Annotated in this window: 15 protein-coding genes; 5 read left to right on the forward strand and 10 right to left on the reverse strand. The window is 69.5% G+C overall.

What is annotated here, in order from left to right:
* Positions 1-74: 74 nt before the first annotated feature.
* From serA to ASC87_RS14625, 4 genes are all read right to left on the reverse strand, one after another.
* On the reverse strand, positions 75-1,307 hold the full coding sequence (gene serA, locus ASC87_RS14610) for a phosphoglycerate dehydrogenase (RefSeq protein ID WP_056663059.1): 1,233 nt from the start codon (positions 1,305-1,307) through the stop codon (positions 75-77).
* 50 nt (positions 1,308-1,357) lie between these two features.
* Positions 1,358-2,350 carry an LLM class flavin-dependent oxidoreductase gene (locus ASC87_RS14615; RefSeq protein WP_056663062.1) on the reverse strand — a complete coding sequence of 331 codons (993 nt, stop codon included), beginning with the start codon at positions 2,348-2,350 and terminating at the stop codon, positions 1,358-1,360.
* 43 nt (positions 2,351-2,393) lie between these two features.
* Entirely contained in the window at positions 2,394-2,630 is a 237-nt protein-coding gene (locus ASC87_RS14620) for a hypothetical protein (RefSeq protein ID WP_056663065.1), read from the reverse strand.
* Positions 2,631-2,713: 83 nt separating this feature from the next.
* Entirely contained in the window at positions 2,714-3,316 is a 603-nt protein-coding gene (locus ASC87_RS14625; protein ID WP_056663068.1) for an FMN-dependent NADH-azoreductase, read from the reverse strand.
* A gap of 116 nt (positions 3,317-3,432) precedes the next feature.
* Here ASC87_RS14625 and ASC87_RS14630 point away from each other — a divergent pair, with 116 nt between their 5' ends.
* From ASC87_RS14630 to ASC87_RS14640, 3 genes are all read left to right on the forward strand, one after another.
* Complete coding sequence (locus ASC87_RS14630; RefSeq protein WP_056663075.1) at positions 3,433-4,413, forward strand: LysR family transcriptional regulator; 981 nt, start codon at positions 3,433-3,435, stop codon at positions 4,411-4,413.
* A 91-nt stretch (positions 4,414-4,504) separates the two neighbouring features.
* Positions 4,505-5,002 (forward strand): hemerythrin domain-containing protein, encoded by a 498-nt coding sequence (locus ASC87_RS14635; protein ID WP_056663078.1) that lies wholly within the window; start codon positions 4,505-4,507, stop codon positions 5,000-5,002.
* An 87-nt stretch (positions 5,003-5,089) separates the two neighbouring features.
* A complete protein-coding gene (locus ASC87_RS14640; RefSeq protein WP_157604051.1) occupies positions 5,090-5,608 on the forward strand; it encodes a LapA family protein in 519 nt (172 codons plus the stop codon).
* On the opposite strand, the gene ASC87_RS14645 is transcribed toward ASC87_RS14640, so the two are convergent.
* From ASC87_RS14645 to ASC87_RS33790, 4 genes are read right to left on the reverse strand one after another with little or no spacing between them, the layout of a single operon-like run.
* Positions 5,609-8,719 carry an efflux RND transporter permease subunit gene (locus ASC87_RS14645; protein WP_056663339.1) on the reverse strand — a complete coding sequence of 1,037 codons (3,111 nt, stop codon included), beginning with the start codon at positions 8,717-8,719 and terminating at the stop codon, positions 5,609-5,611.
* Positions 8,720-8,738: 19 nt separating this feature from the next.
* Positions 8,739-9,857 carry an efflux RND transporter periplasmic adaptor subunit gene (locus tag ASC87_RS14650; protein ID WP_056663343.1) on the reverse strand — a complete coding sequence of 373 codons (1,119 nt, stop codon included), beginning with the start codon at positions 9,855-9,857 and terminating at the stop codon, positions 8,739-8,741.
* A 17-nt stretch (positions 9,858-9,874) separates the two neighbouring features.
* The gene (locus ASC87_RS14655) at positions 9,875-11,293 is read right to left on the reverse strand and encodes an efflux transporter outer membrane subunit (RefSeq protein ID WP_056663083.1); all 1,419 of its coding nucleotides are present in this window, start codon (positions 11,291-11,293) and stop codon (positions 9,875-9,877) included.
* On the reverse strand, positions 11,290-13,230 hold the full coding sequence (locus ASC87_RS33790; RefSeq protein ID WP_369820765.1) for a TetR/AcrR family transcriptional regulator: 1,941 nt from the start codon (positions 13,228-13,230) through the stop codon (positions 11,290-11,292). Before ASC87_RS33790 ends, ASC87_RS14655 begins: the two co-directional genes overlap by 4 nt.
* Positions 13,231-13,385: 155 nt before the next feature.
* Between ASC87_RS33790 and ASC87_RS14665 the strand changes: the two genes are divergently transcribed.
* Complete coding sequence (locus ASC87_RS14665; protein ID WP_056663086.1) at positions 13,386-14,369, forward strand: YafY family protein; 984 nt, start codon at positions 13,386-13,388, stop codon at positions 14,367-14,369.
* Here the strand turns inward: ASC87_RS14665 and ASC87_RS14670 are convergent.
* The gene (locus ASC87_RS14670) at positions 14,362-15,315 is read right to left on the reverse strand and encodes a PHB depolymerase family esterase (protein ID WP_200954360.1); all 954 of its coding nucleotides are present in this window, start codon (positions 15,313-15,315) and stop codon (positions 14,362-14,364) included. The two genes, ASC87_RS14665 and ASC87_RS14670, sit on opposite strands and share 8 nt — an antisense overlap.
* Before the next feature lie 58 nt (positions 15,316-15,373).
* Between ASC87_RS14670 and ASC87_RS14675 the strand changes: the two genes are divergently transcribed.
* A complete protein-coding gene (locus ASC87_RS14675) occupies positions 15,374-15,652 on the forward strand; it encodes a DUF427 domain-containing protein (RefSeq protein ID WP_056663089.1) in 279 nt (92 codons plus the stop codon).
* Here ASC87_RS14675 and ASC87_RS14680 read toward each other — a convergent pair.
* Complete coding sequence (locus ASC87_RS14680) at positions 15,609-17,336, reverse strand: SulP family inorganic anion transporter (protein ID WP_056663092.1); 1,728 nt, start codon at positions 17,334-17,336, stop codon at positions 15,609-15,611. The genes ASC87_RS14675 and ASC87_RS14680 overlap by 44 nt on opposite strands.
* Positions 17,337-17,492: the final 156 nt, after the last annotated feature.

Raw genomic sequence — 17,492 nt, forward strand, 5'->3', positions numbered from 1 at the left:
CGGGGCCCCGAAACCGGACATTGGACGGGGCCGGATGCAGGGCCCGCGGCGACGTGCTATCGCGCCAAGTGTTGTCAGTAGAGCACGCGGCAGCGGATGGTGTCGGGCACGGCGCACAGCGCGCCGAGTGCGGCGTCACTCGTGGCACGGTCGACGTCGATCACCACGTAGCCCACGTCGTCGTTCGTGCGCAGGTACTGCGCCGCGATGTTGATGCCCGCGTTGGACAACCCTTCGTTGACCTGCGCGAGCACGCCCGGCACGTTGCGGTGGATGTGCAGCAGCCGGCTGCGTCCCGCGTGTTCCGGCAGCGCCACCTCGGGGAAGTTCACGGCCGACGTGGTGGAGCCGTTGTTGCTGTAGCGGATCAGCTTGGCTGCCACCTCGCGCCCGATGTTGGCTTGCGCCTCGGCGGTGGAGCCGCCGATGTGCGGCGTGAGGATCACGTTGTCGAACTGCGTGAGCGGCGACGTGAACACCGCGTCGTTGCCGGTGGGTTCCACCGGGAACACGTCGATCGCGGCGCCGAGCAGGTGTTTCGATTCGAGCGCGTCGGTCAGCGCGGCGATGTCGACGACCGTGCCACGCGACGCGTTGATCAGGTGGCTGCCCTTTTTCATGCGGGCGATCTGGGCCGCGCCGATCATGTCCTGCGTCTGCAGGGTCTCGGGCACGTGCAGGCTCACCACGTCGGCCACTTCGAGCAGCGCGTCGAGCGAGGCCGCCTGGCGTGCGTTGCCGAGCGGCAGCTTGGCGTCGATGTCGTGGAACACCACCGTCATGCCGAGGTGTTCGGCCAGCACGCCGATCTGCGTGCCGATGTGCCCGTAACCCACGATGCCCAGCGTCTTGCCGCGCACCTCGTACGAGTTCGCGGCGCTCTTGACCCAGCCGCCCCGGTGCAGGATGGCGTTTTTCTCGGGGATGCCGCGCATCAGCAGGATCAGTTCGGCCAGCACCAGCTCGGCCACGCTGCGGGTGTTCGAGAACGGCGCGTTGAACACCGGAATGCCGCGGGACATGGCGGCGGTCAGGTCGACCTGGTTCGTGCCGATGCAGAAGCACCCCACGGCCGCGAGCTTCGGCGCATCGGCGAGCACCTGGGGTGTGAGGAACGTGCGCGAGCGGATGCCGAGGAAGTGGGCGTCGGCGAGGGCCGACTTCAACTCGTCGCCCACGAGCGCGCGCGGCGACGTGACGATGTTCGTGTAGCCATCGGCCTGCAGGGCGTCCACCGCGGACGGGTGGATGCCTTCGAGCAGCACGAACTTGAGTTTCTCTTTCGGGACGGACAGGCGCGGGGTCATCGGGGCGGGCTCCAGGAAGGGATTCCGAGATTACCCCGGGAACCAAGACCCTACAGCAGCGCCGCCGCCAGCAACTCGTAGCCGCGCAACCGCGCCACCGGATCGGGCAGGTTCGACACCACCATCACCTCGGAAGCTTCGCAGGCTCGCACGCGCGCGGTGATCTGGGCGGCCACGGACGCCGGGTCGCCCACGACGGCCAGTTGCCGGAAGGTGGCGATCACGCGGCGGTCCTGCTCGGTGTAGGGGTAGGCGAGCGCTTCCTCCGGCGTGGGCAGCGGGCTGAACTGACCCTGGCGGATGCGCAGCCACGCCAGGTCCATGCTCGAGGCGAGGTATTCGGCCTCGTCCGCCGTGGGCGCACACACCATCGACACCCCGAGGATCGCGTGCGGTTCGGTGAACTGGCGTGACGGCACGAACGCACGGCGGTAGGCCTCGAACGCCGGGGCCGCCGGGGTGGGGCTGAAGTGGCTCGCGAACGAATAACCCATGCCCAGCTCGCCGGCCATCTGCGCGCTGGCGCCGCTCGAGCCCAGCATCCAGATGGGCGGCAACGGGGCGTCGTCGGGCATGGCCTTGAGGGCCTGCATCGGGTGATTCGACGGCAGCAGGCGTTCGCCCGACCACGTCAGCAGTTCGGTCAGCAGTGCCGGGAACTGTTCGCCGTCGAAGGCGCGCAGCGCCCGGGTGGCCTGCACGTCCGAGCCCGGCGCGCGGCCGAGCCCGAGGTCGATGCGGCCCGGGTGCAGGGCAGACAGCGTGCGAAAGGCTTCGGCCACCCGCAGCGGGGCGTGGTTGGGCAGCATGACCCCGCCGGAGCCCAGGCGCAGCGTGGTGGTGTGGGCGGCCACGTGGGCGATCAGCACCTCGGGGGCGGCGCTGGCGACGGCGGGCATGCCATGGTGTTCGGCAAACCACAGCCGGACGTAACCCAGGCGTTCGGCGAGGCGGGCAAGGTCGACCGAACGGCGCACCGATTCGGCGGCGCTGCCGCCGCTCCCGACGGGCACGAGGTCGAGGACGGACAACGGAATCTTCATCGCGGCATCGTAGTGACGTGGCGCCACTCGTGCCGGTGAAGGGTCAAGCGGCGGCGTTGAGGAAGCGGCCGAGCTTGGGGGTGACGGCGAAGGTCATCACGGAACCGGGGTAGACGGTCAGCGTGTAGGCCCCGCCGTTGTCGAGCGTGTAGGGCCCGAGGCCGGGAACGCTGGTGTTCAGTTCGACGTTCTTGTAGGGCGCCGCACCGTGGGCCACCGCATCGCGCACGAAGGCGGCGAGGGCAGGAGACAGGGCAGAGCCGATGGGCGAAACGAACATGCCGGGGACAACGAACACAACAACGCGACGGCGGGCACTATAGCCCACCGTCGCCGGTGCCATTGCCGCACGCGGCGGGGAACTCAGGACGCCAATGCGCCGGCGATCTGTTCGGCGGCCGAGGCGAACGCCTTCTTCTCGGCGTCGGGGCCCATCGAGAGGCCTTCGGCGTAGACGAACTGCACGTCGGTCATGCCGAGGAAGCCGAGGGTCGTCTTCAGGTACGGCACCTGCGTGTCGGCTGGCGCGTCGCGGTGGATGCCACCGCGGGTGGTCACCACATAGACCTTCTTGCCAGTCAGCAGGCCGACCGGGCCCTTTTCCGTGTACGTGAACGTCACCTTGGCGCGGCTGACCGCGTCGATCCAGTTCTTCAGCGACGACGGCACGCCGAAGTTGTACATCGGCACCGCGAGCACCAGGACGTCGGCGGCCTGGAGTTCGGCGATCAGCGCATCGTCCTGGGCCACGCGGGCGGCCTGCTGGGGGCTGCGTTGGTCGGCCGGCGTGAACAGGGCCTGCAGCGTGGCTTCGTCCAGCGCAGGGTGCGGCTGGCCGGCCACGTCACGCACCGTCAGCGCGGCTTCCGGGCGGCTGGCGCGCAAGCCGCTCACCAGGTCGTTGGCCAGGCGGGTGGAGTGGGAGGCGTCGGCACGGGCGCTGGAATTGATCTGCAGGATGTTCATCACGGACCTTTCGGGGAGGAAGTTCGATGGCTTCACTGTAGTAATCCCGAAAACAATCCGGAAGACTCCGGAATGGATAACATTGTTCCACCAGTGGAACCGACGGAGCCCGCACCATGACCTCGATCGAACCCAACGACCTGCTGCTTTTTGCCCGGGTGGTGGAAGACGGCAGCTTCAGCCGTGCCGGCGAGCGGCTCGGGCTGCCCAAGTCCACCGTGTCACGCCGGGTGGCGGGGCTCGAGGCGCAGCTGGGCGAGCGCCTGATGCTGCGCACCACCCGCAAGCTCACCCTCACCGATTTCGGCCACAGCGTGCTGGAACACGCCCGCCAGGTGGTGTCCGAGGTGGAGGCCGCCGCCGAACTGGCCCAGCACCGCCAGGCCGAACCGAGCGGGCGGCTGCGCCTGTCGATCCCCGGCGATTTCGCCAACGTCGTGCTCGGCCAGCTGATGATGGACTTCACCGCGAAGTACCCGGGCATCTCGTTGCAGGTCGACGTGTCGCCACGCCGCGTGGACCTGATCGGCGAGAACTTCGACCTCGCGATCCGCATGGGCGTGCTCGACGACGACGCCAACCTCGCGGCACGCCGCCTCGCGGTGTTCTCGGCGGGGCTCTACGCTTCGCCCGCCTACCTCCAGCAGCGAGGCACCCCCCGGGAGCCGGCCGACCTGATGCAGCATGACGCGCTGCAACTCACCACGCAGCAGCGCCAGACGTCGCCGTGGCTGCTGACCCGCCAGCACGAGGTGTGGCAGGACACCCCGCCCAGCCGGGCCGCCGCGAACTCGCCGGAACTGCTGATGCGCCTCGCGCGGTCGGGCGCCGGCATCACCGCGGTGGCCGATCACTTCGCCGAGCCGTACGTGCTGTCCGGCGAGCTGGAGCCGGTGCTGGTGGACTGGTACCTGCCACCCACCGAGGCGTGGGCCGTGTTCCCCGGCCGGCGGCTGATGCCGGCCCGAACGCGGGTGTTCCTCGATGCGCTGGAGGCCGAGTTTTCGGTGTCCCGTTGCGAGGCCGAGCGCGACAAGATGGCGCAGACCCGACGCGTGCGCATCGCGGCCGCGCGCGCGGAAAAGCAGGTCGCCTGAGCCGGGGAATTCTCTCCTACAGCGGCACGGGAACCGGTGCATCGGCCTACGCTTCGCGGCATCGCCATGGACGCCGAACGGGAGACCTGCCATGAATGCCGTCGAACTGCTGATCTCGCAACACCGCAACCTCGAGTCCAAGCTCGGGGACCTGATGACCGCCGTCGATGCCGGCGCCAGTGCGCGCACCAAGGCCGTGCTCGCCGAAGTGGGCGACGACCTCACCGTGCACATCAGTTCCGAGGAACTGGTGTTCTACCCCGCCGTGAAGGCCCACCGCACCGAGGACATCCTGATGGAGTCGCTCGAGGAACACCTGTCGCTCAAGCGACTGCTGGCCGACCTGCTGGCGCTGGACCCGGGCGAGGACACCTTCAAGCCGAAAGCCAAGGTGCTGCAGGAGCAAACCGAACACCACCACGAGGAAGAGGAGGAAAACCTGTTCCCGAAGGTGCAGAAGCTGCTCGACCCGAAGGAGCTGGACAAGCTGGGCGGCGAGATGCAGTTGCTGCAACAGCGCCTGCGCGAGGACGGTGACCCGCGCGCCGGGGTGGCGGCCGAAACCGGCGAGGCCACGCCGCTCCTCTGACGGCCGTACTTCTGACGCGCCCGCGTCCTACAACCCTCCTGGCGTCGCGGGACTACGCTCGGGGCATCCCTTCCCAAGGAGCGTCCCATGATCCGCGCCGTTGTTCTTTTTATCGGCTTGACGTTGGTGGGCCTGTTCGCGCTGCTGAACTGGACCGCGTTCGTGACCCCAACGCCACTGTCGCTCGGGGTCACCACGGTGGAGGCTCCGCTTGGCCTCGTGATGCTGGCGGTGGTGGCCTTTCTCAGCGTGCTGTTCATCGTGTGGGCCATGACGCTGCAGGGCGGCGCGCTGATGGAATCGCGCCGCCTGGCCCGCGACCTGCAGGCCCAGCGCGACCTCGCCGACAAGGCCGAGGCCTCGCGGTTCACCGAACTGCGCACTTTCCTGGCGGCCGAGTTGAGCACCGTGGCAGTAGCGCAGGAACAGACCCGCGCCATGATGATGAGCCGCCTCGACCGCGCACAGGAGGCGGCCCGCGCCTCGCAGGAAGAAGCGTCCAACACGCTGTCGGCCTACATCGGTGAACTCGAGGACCGCCTGGAGCGGGCCCAACTGGTGCCCGCCCAGTACGAACGCAGCGACGACACGCCGCTGCGGCGCTGATCAGCCACGCCCTTCCGGTTCCGGTTGCGCGGCGGCCGGAACCTCGTCGTGGTGGTGCCGGTGCCCCACGTGCCTGGCGAACCACTGCACCACGTCATCGACGAACGTGAACACCACCGGGATCACCAGCAGGCTCAGGAACGTGGACGTGATGAGCCCGCCGATCACCACGATGGCCATCGGCGCGCGAAAGCTCGGGTCGGTGCCGATGCCGAGCGCGACGGGCAACATGCCGGCACCCATCGCGATGGTGGTCATCACGATCGGGCGGGCCCGCTTGTGGCAGGCGTCCAGCAGGGCTTCCCAGCGTGTCATGCCGTGTTCACGGCGGGCCATGATCGCGTACTCCACCAGCAGGATCGAGTTCTTCGTGGCGACACCCATCAGCATGATGAGCCCGATCATCGACGGCATCGACAACGCGGTGCGGGTCAGGAACAGCGCGAGGAAAGCCCCCGGGATCGACAGCACCAGCGCGGCCAGGATGGTCACCGGTTGCACGAAGTCCTTGAACAGCAGCACGAGCACCACGTAGATGCAGAGCACGCCGGTGAGCATGGCCAGCCCGAAGCTTGCGAACAGCTCGCCCATGGCTTCGGCGTCACCGATGGTGGTCTGGATCACGCCGGGCGGCAGCTGCTTCAGGCTCGGTAGCGCGAGCGCCTCCTTCTCGACCTCGCCGAGCGGTTTCTGGTTCAGCTCGATCTCGAAGTTGATGTTGCGCTGGCGGTCGTAGCGGTCGATCTCGGCCGGTCCGCTTTCGATCGTCAGGTCGGCCACGTTGCCCAGCATCACCGGTCCGCGTGACCCGGGCACCGCGAGGCGCGACAGCAGGTCCACGTCGGTGCGGGCAAGCGGTGCCAGCTTGACCAGCACGGGCACCTGGCGCTGCGACAGGTTCAGCTTCGCGAGGCCTTGGTCGTAGTCGCCGGCCGTGGCGATGCGCAGCGTCTCCGCGATGGCGGTGGACGTGACCCCGAGGTCGGCCGCGCGGGCGAAGTCGGGCCGCACGATCAGTTCCGGCCGCACCAGGCTCGATGTGGACGTGACGCCGCCGATGCCGGAGATGCCGCGGAGTTCACGCTCCACCTTCGCGGCGTGTTCCGACAGCGCGTGGCCGTCTTCGCCGGCGAGCACCAGCACGTACTTCTCGTTCGACGCCCCGAGCCCCACCTTCACGCGTGCACCCGGCACCACGTCGAGCGACTCGCGAATGCCGCGTTCGATGGCCTGCTTGCTGATCCCCCGGCGTTCGTTGCGTGGGGTCATGTTGATCGTCAGCGTGGCCTTGCGCACTTCGGCGGCACCCGCGGGTGCAAACGGGTCGGCACCGGTGTTGCCGCCACCCACCGTCGTGTAGATGAGCTTGATGTGCTCGTTCTTCTCGAGGATGGCGCGGGCCTGCTCGGCCGCGGCAAACGTCTGCTTGAACGTGCTGCCCGGCGGCAGCGTCAGCGTCACCTGCGTCTGCGACAGGTCATCGGGCGGGATGAAGCCCGTGGGCAGCAGCGGCACCAGCATGAACGAGCCCACCAGGAACACCACGGCCGCGATGACCGTCTTGATGCGGTGTTTCAGGCAGTACTCGGCCCAGCGCATGTAGATCGTGAGCCAGCGGCCTTCGTGGTGGTCCTTCTTCGGGCGCTTGAGCACGTAGGCGGCCATCATCGGTGTCAGCATGCGGGCCACCACGAGCGAGAAGAACACGGCGATGGCCGCGGTCCAGCCGAACTGCACGAAGAACTTGCCAGGCACCCCGCTCATGAACGCCGTGGGCAGGAACACCGCGATCAGCGTGAACGTGGTGGCGATCACGGCCAGGCCGATCTCGTCGGCCGCTTCCATCGCGGCCTGGAACGGCGTCTTGCCCATGCGCAGGTGACGCATGATGTTCTCGATCTCGACGATGGCGTCGTCCACGAGGATGCCCACCACCAGCGACACCGACAGCAGCGTCACGCCGTTCAGCGTGAACCCCAGCAGGTACATCGCACCGAACGTGGGGATCACCGACAGCGGCAACGCGGTGGCGGCCACCAGGGTGGCGCGCCAGTCACGCAGGAAGAACCACACCACGATGATGGCGAGGATGGCGCCTTCGTACAGAAGCATCATCGAGCCGTCGTAGTTTTCCTGCACCGGGTCGACGAAGTTGAACGCCTCGGTGAACTTGACCTCGGGGTGCGCGGCGCGCAGCACGTCGAGCTGCTGGCGCACGCCCGCGGCCACCTCGGTCTCGCCGCCGCCGCGCGTGCGGGTGATCTCGAACCCCACCACCGGCTTGCCGTTGAGCAGTGCCGCGGAACGCTTTTCCGCGACGGTGTCGGACACGTTGGCCACCTGGTCGAGGCGGATGTGCCGGCCGTCGGGCAGCGCGATGTCCACGGCCGCGAGTTCGCCGGCCGACTGCACCGTGGCGATGGTGCGCACCGACTGTTCGGAGCCTCCCACGTCGGTGCGGCCGCCGGACGCCTCGGTCTGGATCTGGCGCAGCTGGCGCGAGATGTCGGACGCCGTGGCGTTCAGGGCCTGCAGCTTCGCGGGGTCGAGTTCGACGTGCACCTCGCGCGTAGCGCCGCCCACGCGGGCCACCGCACCCACGCCGCGCACGCTCAGCATCGACTTGACGATGGTGTTGTCGACGAACCAGCTCAGCGCCTCCTCGTCCATGCGCGACGACTCGACCGTGTAGGTGAGGATCGGTGAACCCGAGAGCTCCACCTTCGAGATGACAGGGTCGCGCAGGTCGGTCGGCAGATCCGAGCGCACGCGCGAGACCGCGTCGCGCACGTCGTCCACGGCGTCCTGCACCCCCTTTTCGAGGCGGAACTCGACCGTCAGCGTGGCGGTGCCGTCCTGCACCTTCGTGTAGATGTGCTTGATGCCCTGCAGCGTGGCGAGCGAGTTCTCGATCTTGCGTGCCACCTCGGTTTCGAGCTGGGCGGGCGAGGCGCCCGGCAGCGAGGCGACCACCGTGACGGTGGGCAGCTCGATGTCGGGGAAGTTCTGGATCTTCATCGCCTTGAAGCTCGCCAGGCCCACGAGCGTGAGCATGATGAACAGCAAGACGCCCGGGATCGGGTTGCGGATGGACCAGGAAGAGACGTTCATCATGGCGTGGTGCCCCGGATCATTTCTGCGCGACCGACGGCGCTGGCGCGTCGACCACCTTCACGAGGTCACCGTCGGCGAGGAACCCGCCGCCGCTGGCCACCACCTTGGCATCGGCCGGCACACCGCTCGCGATCTCGATGCGGTCGCCGATGCGGCGCCCCACCTTCACCTTGAGCTGAGTGACCTTCGAATCGGGGCCCACGCGCAGCACGTAGTGGAAACCGTCGCGCAACGTCACGGCACTTTGCGGCAGCGTCAGCGACTGCTGCGCGCCCACGTCGATCTCGCCATGGCCGAACATGCCGGCCCGCGCTTCGGGCGAGACGGCCAGGTCCACGTAGACGAGGCCGTTGCGCGTCTGCACGTCCACCGTAGGCGCCACCATGCGCACCTTGCCGGCCAGTTTGGCGCCCGAGGCGGCCGTCACTTCCACCCCCTGGCCGGGCTTGACCCGCGACAGGTCGGACGCCGGCACCTCGCCGCGCCACTCAAGGCGGCCCTGGCGGATGAGCCGGAACAGTTCCTGGCCCGCGGGCAGCACGGCCCCCACGGTGGCGCTGCGTGACGAGATCACGCCGCTGTCGGGCGCGAGCACCTTGGTCTGGCCGAGGCGCAACTGCTGCGTGCGGGCGGATGCCCGCTGCGCCTCGAGCCGCGCCTGCGCGGTGCGTTCGGCCGTCAGGTACTGGTTGATCTGCTGGGCGCTCAGCGCACCGGTGGTCTGCAGTTCGCGGGCGCGTTGCGCGTTGGCGGCGGCCTCGGCGAGTGCCGCTTCGGCTTCCGCCACGCTGGCGCGGATCTGGGCCTGGTCGGCCAGCACGGTGTCGGGCGCGAACGTGGCGAGCACCTGGCCGCGCTTGACCACGTCACCGACGTTGACCTTCACGTCGGCGAGCCGCAGCCCGTTGGCCTCGGTGCCCACGCTGGCTTCCTGCCAGGCGGCGATGTTGCCGTTGGCGCCCACGCGCAGCGGCACCGCGATGCGCTGCTGCTGCGTGACGGCGACGGTCAGGGCCGGCCGGGGGGCCTCGGCGGGCGCGGGGTCGGCGGCGTGCACGGCGTACGAACCGGCGGCCACGGCGATCACTCCCGCGGCGGCGAGGACGGAGATCAGGGGATGGTTGGCAAATTTCATGGCAGGTGTGACCGTGTTCAGGAGTTCTTCGGCGGGGTGGTGGTCCACCCGCCACCGAGGGCGCGGTACAACGTGATCCAGGCGGTGACGCGGTCGCGCTCCAGGTCCACCACGCTGATCTGGGCCTGCAGCGCGGTGCGCCGCGCGTCTTCCAGCTCGAAGAGGCTGGCCAGGCCGCCGCGGTAGCGGGCCTCGACGGCGCGGTACGACGCGTCGAATCCCTCTGCCGCGGTGCGGGCGTCCTCGCGGCGGGCCTCGGCGCTGTCCAGCTGCACCAGGGCCTGCTCCACCTCGCGCACTGCGCCACGCACCTTCGCCCGGTACGTCACGGCGGCTTCGTCGTAGCGGGCGCGTGCGGCGTCCACGTTGGCGCGGCGCGTGCCGCCGTCGAACAGCGGCAGCGACACCGCCAGCGGTCCCACGGCCCACGTGGTGCCTTCGGACGTGCCGGCGCTGGTTTCCACACGCATGCGCCCGAACGATCCGCCGAGGCTCACCCGAGGCAGGCGGGCGGCGCGGGCCTGTGACACGTCGGCGCTGGCGGCCTCCACGTCGCGGGCGGCGATGTACAGGTCTGGCCGCTGGTTCAGCACGTCGGCGGGCACCGTGCCCACCGCGATCAGCGCCGGCACCGGCAGCGTGCCCGTGCCCGCGCCCAGCCGGGCGCGCAGGTCGGGTTCGGCGAAGCCGGTGAGGGCCACGAGCGACTTGACCGAGGTGTCGCACTGCGCCTTCTGCTGCAAGTAGAGGCTGTTGCCCTGCGCCGCGCTGGCACGGGCGAGTGCCGACGCGGCCGGGGCCTGGAAGCCCGCCTTGGCGGCGATCTCGGTGAGGCGTGAGGTTTCCGCGCGCGAGCCGGCGTCGGCCTGCACCTTCTCGAGTGACGCCTCGCAGGCGCGCAGGCCCAGGTACGTGGATGCAACTTCGGCCGCGACCGCCACGCGGGCCTCGTGCCAGCCCGCCTCGGCACCGGCATGGCGGGCGCGTGCGGCATCCCAGCCGGCGCGGTTGCCGCCGAACAGGTCGATCTCCCACGATGCCTGCAGCGCGGCGGAGCCGGTGTTGGTGATGGGCATGGAGGGTTCCTGGACCCCGCGGCTCGCGCTGGCGGCGGCGTTCAGCCCCGGCAGCAGCGTGGCCCCGGCCGACACCCGGGTGGCGCGGGCCTGTTCGATGCGGGTGCGGGCGGTGGCAAGCGTGGGGCTCACCTCCTGGGCGGCCTGCATCAGGTCGGCGAGCAGCGGGTCGTTGAACTGCTGCCACCACTGGGCGAGTTCGGCGGCGTTGCCCTGGTGGGGCAGCGGGGCCTGCCATTGCGCGGGTGCGGTGGCCGCGGGGTCGCGCACGTCGGCCGGCAGCGGGCCTCCGGCGCAGGCGGTCAGCAAGGCGGCCAGCAGCAGCGGGGCCAGCGGAGGGAGGGATCTTCTTCGGGTCACTTCTTCTTCGCCTTCACAGGAGGTTGCACCGCGCTCCCTGCGCGGCGGCGGGCTTCGGCCAGCACCATGGCTTCGCCGAACATCACGAGGCGCTCGGCCCAGAGGGCCGTCGCGTCAGGGTGGTACTTCAGGCTGGGGGCGACCACCTCGTACACGTCGTCGGTGACGAAGAGGTTCACCCCGAGCGCGGTGACACACACCGCCAGGCGGCGCAGGTCGTCGTCGGGTTCGGGGGCACCCACGTGCCGGCCCAGCACGACGAGGATCGCGTCGAACTGGGGCTGGATGCTTTCATTGATTTCATCGGCGAGCAAGCCCGTCTGCTCGAGCATCTCGCGGAAACGCAGCTTCATGCCGAGCCGCACCAGTTCGCCTTCGGCCAGCGGTTCGAGGAACGTGGCGTACAGGCCGTGGAGCGCCTCGGTGAGGCTCATCGACGGATCGCTGTACCGGGCGATGTCGGCCTCGGGGGAGCCGAACGGTTCAAAAAACGCCGCACGGTAGAGGCCGGCCTTGTCACCGAAGTAGTAGCTGATGGACGCAATGTTGGTCTGGGCCGCCTCGGCGATGGCTCGCGTGGAGGTCTTGCTGTAGCCGTGGTCGGCGAACAGGCGCAACGCCGCGCGCAACAGGCGTTCGCGAGACTGCTCGCCATCGCTGCGTTTGGGTCGGGGCCGTTCCGGGAGTGCGCTCATTCGCCGGAATGTAGCAAATAAATCAAACGATTGATTTAATTCGGGGTGGCAAAGAGGGTTGATCGGCGCAGGCCTGGGGTGGGATGGCAGCGGTTCCATCGTGATGCGCGGTGGACAGCCGGCCACGTGATCGACGTGATGCGGGGTTACCTGAGCCAGCTGTTCGCCGAGCGCACCACGCGCCACGGCGTGTTCATGGACATCGCGGCGCATCAGCACCGTGTGGGGCACGTAACCCTTCGAGTCGAGGTTCCAGCCGTCCACGGCCTGCTCGTCGCTCACGCGGTCGAGGCGCGTGGTGCCGAGCTTGCGCAGACTGGCGCGGCTCACGAGTTCCTCGCATTCGGCTTCCGAGAGTTGGCTGGCAAAGGCCGTCCACCGTTGCAGCGCCAGCGGATTGCGCCAGGCGTCCTCGATGGCCCAGCGCAGCTCGTGGGGTTCGGCCGTCTTGCCGGCCTCGAGCACCCGTGGCAGCAGCGCATGGAAAAACGTCTGGAAGGCGCGCTTGACCGGCGGGCGGGGCAGCAGGTCTTCGAACCGCGCGAGCCGGTTGCTCCACCCCGGCGTGGCCAGCTGCAGGCTGATGAAGGCCTGCAGCGCCTGCACCGGGTTGAAGAGGCGCAACCGGTTGGGCGGCAGCACCAGCATCGGCAGCGCGCAGGCCTCGGCGTGCGACAGCCGCTCGACAAAGCTGCACAACACCGCAGTGCGTGACCACTGCGCCGCGGTGAGCCCGTGCAGGCCGCCTACCGATGCCGCCTCGATCTGGCGCACGAACCCGAGCGCGTCACGGAAGCCGTACGCCGCCTTCGCATGGTTGGCCTTGGCGCTGATCACCGCGAGGTTGCCCGCGGCGTACCCGGCATCGCTGCGCACCCGGTCGATCGACGCGTCGGTGCCTTCCAGCGTGGCCGCGCTCAGCGGCACGCGGGTGACGGGGCAGTGGGTGGTGTCGATCTGCTGCAGGTAGTGTGGCGTGACCTGCACCAGCTCCACGCTGCGCCCGCGCAACCAGGCGTGCAGGCGCAGCTGCAGCCACTTGCGCACGTGGCGGGTGGGCTGCAGCGTGCGCATGCCGAACGTGGCCGCACCGGCGAGCAGGCCGTTGCGCAGCGGCGAAGGTTCCTGGGCGTAGGGGGCGGGCAGGTGCACGTTGTAGTGGGCATAGTCCCACCCGAGTTCGAAGCCGATGTGCTCGTGGTTCGTGACGGTGTCGTGCGAGAGAGGCGCTGCGAGGGTCATGGGAGGCTCCGTTCCGTTTCACTGCAACCGTTGCAGCGATGAAGCCAGTGTCGAACCCGGGTGGCTCATGGCGTGAGCCACCTGCTGATGATCTTTGTTATGCTCCGAGTCATGTGTGGCTCGTCTGGTGAGCCACCCTCGTGCCAGGAGCCCCCATGGACCGCACCGAACGCTTCTACAAGATCGAACTGCTGCTGCGCAACCGGGGCTGTGTGCCGTTCGATGCGCTGATCGAGGAGTTGGGCGTGTCGCGTGCCACGCTCAAGCGCGACCTGCAGTACCTCCGCGACCGCCTGAGCGCCCCCATCGTCTACGACCGCTTCGACAACGGCTATCGCTTCGACGCAGCCGCCGGTGGCGAACGCCACGAACTGCCGGGCCTGTGGTTCAGCGAAAAGGAGATCCACGCCCTGCTGACCATGCACCAGCTGATGGCCGGGCTCGACGACGACGGTGTGCTGTCACGCCACCTGCAGCCCATGATGGACAAGCTGCAGGGCATGCTGGGGGCCGACGAAAGCGAGGCGCGCGAGCTGATGCGCCGGGTCAAGGTGATCGTCACCGCGCGGCGGCGCACGCCCAGCCAGTACTTCGAGCTTCTGGGCAGTGCGCTCGTGCAGCGCCGCCGGGTGTGGTTGCGCTACTTCAAGCGCAGCGACCGCAGCACCAGCGAACGCGAGGTGTCGCCGCAGCGGCTCGTGAACCACCGCAACACCTGGTACCTCGATGCCTGGTGCCATGCCAGCGACGGGCTGCGGCGTTTTGCGCTCGACGCGGTGCAGGACGCGCGCGCCCTCGACACCCGGGCCCGCAACGTCGCCATCCGCGACCTGGAGGCCGAACTCGACGCCGGCTACGGCATCTATGGCGGGGGGGACGCCAAGCTGAAGTGGGCCACGCTCGTGTTCCAGGCCGGTGCCGCGCAGTGGGTGGCCGGCGAGGAATGGCACACGCAGCAGAAGGCACGCTGGCTCGACGATGGCCGCTATGAACTGCAGGTGCCCTACAGCGACCCCACCGAACTGGCCATGGACATCCTGAGGCACGGCGACAGCGTGGTGGTCACCGGGGACAAGGTCCTGGCGAATGCCATCAAGGGGCGCCTCACGCGTGCCCTGGCGCAGTACGGCGTCAACTGATCGCGCGGCGCCGCTGCAGCCCGAAGAACCGCAGGAGTTCCTTGCTGGCGTCGGGTCCGTGCGGGTCGGCGTACGAGCCGGCGGGGTCACCACCCGACCACGCGTGGCCGGTGCCATGCACTTCCCAGTGTTCGACGAACGGGCGGCCGTCGCGGCCCGGGAACACGGTGTGCGTGAAGAGGCGGCCCTGGTGTTCGCCACGGTTGATCTGTGCGGGTGGCGGGGTGCCTGCGAGCACGTCGTCCACCACGTGCTGGCCGTTGGCCGGGTGAACGGTCTTGTCGGCGTCGCCATGGAACACGATGGTGGGCACACCCGGGCCGCCCGACCGCGACGGGCCGAACGGCCGCAGCCGCCCGGTGTGCATCACCGTCAGCGCGGAGGCCACGTCGGCCGCCGCGCCTTGCGGCAGCCCGGAGTGCACGCCGGCGGCGGCAAACACGTCGGGGTACTCGCGGCTCAGGATGGCGGCCATGGCCCCCCCTGCGGACAAGCCGGCCACGAACACCCGGTCGGGGTCTGCCCCGTGGGTGGCCACCACGTCGCGTGCCATGCCGGCCAGCACGGCGGGTTCACCGCTGCCGCGCCGCTGGTCGTTGGGCATGAACCAGTTCCAGCACTTCGCGGCGTTCGAGCGGGGTGGCTGGCGGGGGTACAGCACCAGGAACCCCTGCTGCTGGGCGAGGTCGTTCATGCGCGTGCCCCGGGCGAAGTCGTCGGGGTCTTGCTTGCAGCCGTGCAGCATCACCAGGAGCGGCAGCTGCTTGCCCGTGAACCCCTCCGGCACGAACAGCTTGTAGGGGCGTGCGCCCACGGTGGTGACGAACGTTCCGCTGTCGAACCGGTGCAGCGGGGCAGGGGCGGTAGGGCGTCGCAGCAGCGCGCGGCGCAGGGAGTTGGTGGCTTGGCGAAGCCACCGCGACAACATCGGGGCGAACGGTTTCATCGGACCATGGTAACGGCCGCGCCGTTACCATCGCGCCATCCCACCCGAAGGACCCGAGATGAAAGCGACCTGGAACGGCGTCACCATCGCCGAAAGCGACGACACGGTGGTTGTCGAAGGCAACCACTATTTCCCCGAGAGCAGCCTGAACCGCCAGTACGTGACGTTCAGCAACCACCGCACGAGTTGCCCCTGGAAGGGGCAGGCGCAGTACTACAGCCTGTTCGTCAACGGCGAGATGAACCCCGACGCCGTCTGGTACTACGCCGAGCCGCTCGAGGCCGCCGCCGAGATCAAGGGGCGGGTGGCCTTCTGGAAGGGTGTGAAGGTGGAGTGACCTCGGCCGCCACACCCTGGTGGTGGCTCAGGTACAGGCTGCCGCGGAACCAGCGCAGCCAGTCGCTGGCCACCAGCGCATCGAGCACCGGCCCCTTGACCTCCGACAGGTCGAGCCGAACCCGGCGGCGGGCCAGCAGGTCCTGCAGCGACCGCAGGGCCTCCACGCCGCTGAAGTCGATGTGGTTCACCGGTGACATCTGCAGCAGCACGCGGGTGGTGCCCGGTGCGCTGTCCAGGCAGCCCACCACCACGTCGGGCAACTGGCGCGCGTTGATGTACAGCAGGCTTTCGTCGATGCGGATGCCCAGCAGGCCGGGCGTGGTTTCCGTCGCGTAGCGCAACACGTTGCGGTAGTGTTCAGTGCCCGGCATGCGCGCCACCATCACCGCGTGGGGCCGCGCGGTGCGCTGCAGCAGCAGCGCGATGGACAGCGCCACGCCGAACGCCAACGCCCATTGCGCATCCTTCAGCACCGTGATGGCCGCCACCGCCGCCATCATCGCGGCCTCGCCGTGCGAGTAGCGCCACGCCTCGGCGAACCCGCGCCATTCGCCAGCGGCCAGCACCGACATCACGATGGTGGCCGCCAGCACCGCCTTCGGCAGCAGCGCCAGCGGCGCGGCGAACAGCAGCATGCCGATGCCGGTGAACAACGCGGCAAATACGCCGGCCCACCGCGTGCGGGCGCCGGCCTCGGCATTCACCGCGGTGCGAGAGAAGCTGCCGCCCACCGGCATGCCGCCCCCGAACCCGGCCGCGAGGTTCGACCCCGCGAGGCCCATCAGCTCGCGCCGGGCGCTGACCCGTTTGCCACGCTGCAGGCCGAGGTTCTCCGCCACGGCCAGGCTGCTCACGAACGTGACCAGCGCGATCAGCGCGGCACCGGGCAGCAGTTGCTGCCACACCGACCACGCCACGTCGGGCCAGGTGAGCCGCGGCTGCAGCGGCGGCAGGTCACCCACGAGCCGCACGCCAGCCGACGACGCCGACACGGCCCAGGCCACCACCGTGGCCAGGACGATGACGGCCAGCGGTGCCGCACGCGAGGCCAGGTGGGCCGTGCGCGCGGGCAACCAGCGGCCGAGCCAGCCGGGGGCGTGCCGGCGTGCGGTCGCCAGCAGCACCAGTGCCCCGATCCCGAACGCCGCGGTGGCGAGGTGGATGCCATGCCCGCCGCGCCACCACGAGCCGAACACCTCCACCAGGTTGAACCCCGCCGCACGCGCGCCGAACAACACCGGCAGCTGCGACAGCAGGATCGACAGCGAGGCCCCCACCGAAAAACCCTGCAGCACCGGCACGCTGAGCAGCGACGCGAGTGCGTCGAACTTCAGCAACGCGGCCAGGGCCAGCATCACCCCCGACTCGATGGCCAGCACGAGCGCGGCGTCGGTGGCCGGCACGTCGTGGGCCACCACGGGCGCGATGGCCTGCGCCGTCATCAGGGCGAGGACCGCGGCGGGCCCGATCGAGTTGACGTTGCTGGACCCGAGTGCCGCGTACGCGAGCATGGGCAGCAGGCTCGCGTACACCCCGGCCTCGGGCGGCAGCCCGGCCAGCAGCGCGTACGCGACGCTCTGCGGCACGAGCAGCACGGACACGATCACCGCGGCGACGAGGTCGTCGGCCAGGGCGGCGTCGCGGTAGCGGATCAGGTCGCCGCGGAGGCGGGAAAGCGGCATCGGGCGAAGGAGGTCAGGGGGACGCCCGATGCTACGGGTTTCCATGGAATTGCGGTGCGCAGGTCCCATGGCGTCGAAACGCAGGCGTCACGAGTGGTGGGCCGATGAACAGGGGGGCCGAGTCACCGGAGGGCTCCAACACGGCTGCACACTGGG

It is taken from the genome of Rhizobacter sp. Root1221 (genome assembly GCF_001425785.1).
In the GTDB taxonomy this organism is placed as follows: Bacteria; Pseudomonadota; Gammaproteobacteria; order Burkholderiales; family Burkholderiaceae_C; genus Rhizobacter.

Bases quoted from the DNA above. Each gene is read 5' to 3' on its own strand.
- serA (WP_056663059.1), bottom strand. From the start codon at position 1,307: ATGACCCCGCGCCTGTCCGTCCCGAAAGAGAAACTCAAGTTCGTGCTG.
- ASC87_RS14615 (WP_056663062.1), bottom strand. From the start codon at position 2,350: ATGAAGATTCCGTTGTCCGTCCTCGACCTCGTGCCCGTCGGGAGCGGC.
- ASC87_RS14620 (WP_056663065.1), bottom strand. From the start codon at position 2,630: ATGTTCGTTTCGCCCATCGGCTCTGCCCTGTCTCCTGCCCTCGCCGCC.
- ASC87_RS14625 (WP_056663068.1), bottom strand. From the start codon at position 3,316: ATGAACATCCTGCAGATCAATTCCAGCGCCCGTGCCGACGCCTCCCAC.
- ASC87_RS14630 (WP_056663075.1), top strand. From the start codon at position 3,433: ATGACCTCGATCGAACCCAACGACCTGCTGCTTTTTGCCCGGGTGGTG.
- ASC87_RS14635 (WP_056663078.1), top strand. From the start codon at position 4,505: ATGAATGCCGTCGAACTGCTGATCTCGCAACACCGCAACCTCGAGTCC.
- ASC87_RS14640 (WP_157604051.1), top strand. From the start codon at position 5,090: ATGATCCGCGCCGTTGTTCTTTTTATCGGCTTGACGTTGGTGGGCCTG.
- ASC87_RS14645 (WP_056663339.1), bottom strand. From the start codon at position 8,719: ATGAACGTCTCTTCCTGGTCCATCCGCAACCCGATCCCGGGCGTCTTG.
- ASC87_RS14650 (WP_056663343.1), bottom strand. From the start codon at position 9,857: ATGAAATTTGCCAACCATCCCCTGATCTCCGTCCTCGCCGCCGCGGGA.
- ASC87_RS33790 (WP_369820765.1), bottom strand. From the start codon at position 13,230: ATGACCCTCGCAGCGCCTCTCTCGCACGACACCGTCACGAACCACGAG.
- ASC87_RS14665 (WP_056663086.1), top strand. From the start codon at position 13,386: ATGGACCGCACCGAACGCTTCTACAAGATCGAACTGCTGCTGCGCAAC.
- ASC87_RS14670 (WP_200954360.1), bottom strand. From the start codon at position 15,315: ATGAAACCGTTCGCCCCGATGTTGTCGCGGTGGCTTCGCCAAGCCACC.
- ASC87_RS14675 (WP_056663089.1), top strand. From the start codon at position 15,374: ATGAAAGCGACCTGGAACGGCGTCACCATCGCCGAAAGCGACGACACG.
- ASC87_RS14680 (WP_056663092.1), bottom strand. From the start codon at position 17,336: ATGCCGCTTTCCCGCCTCCGCGGCGACCTGATCCGCTACCGCGACGCC.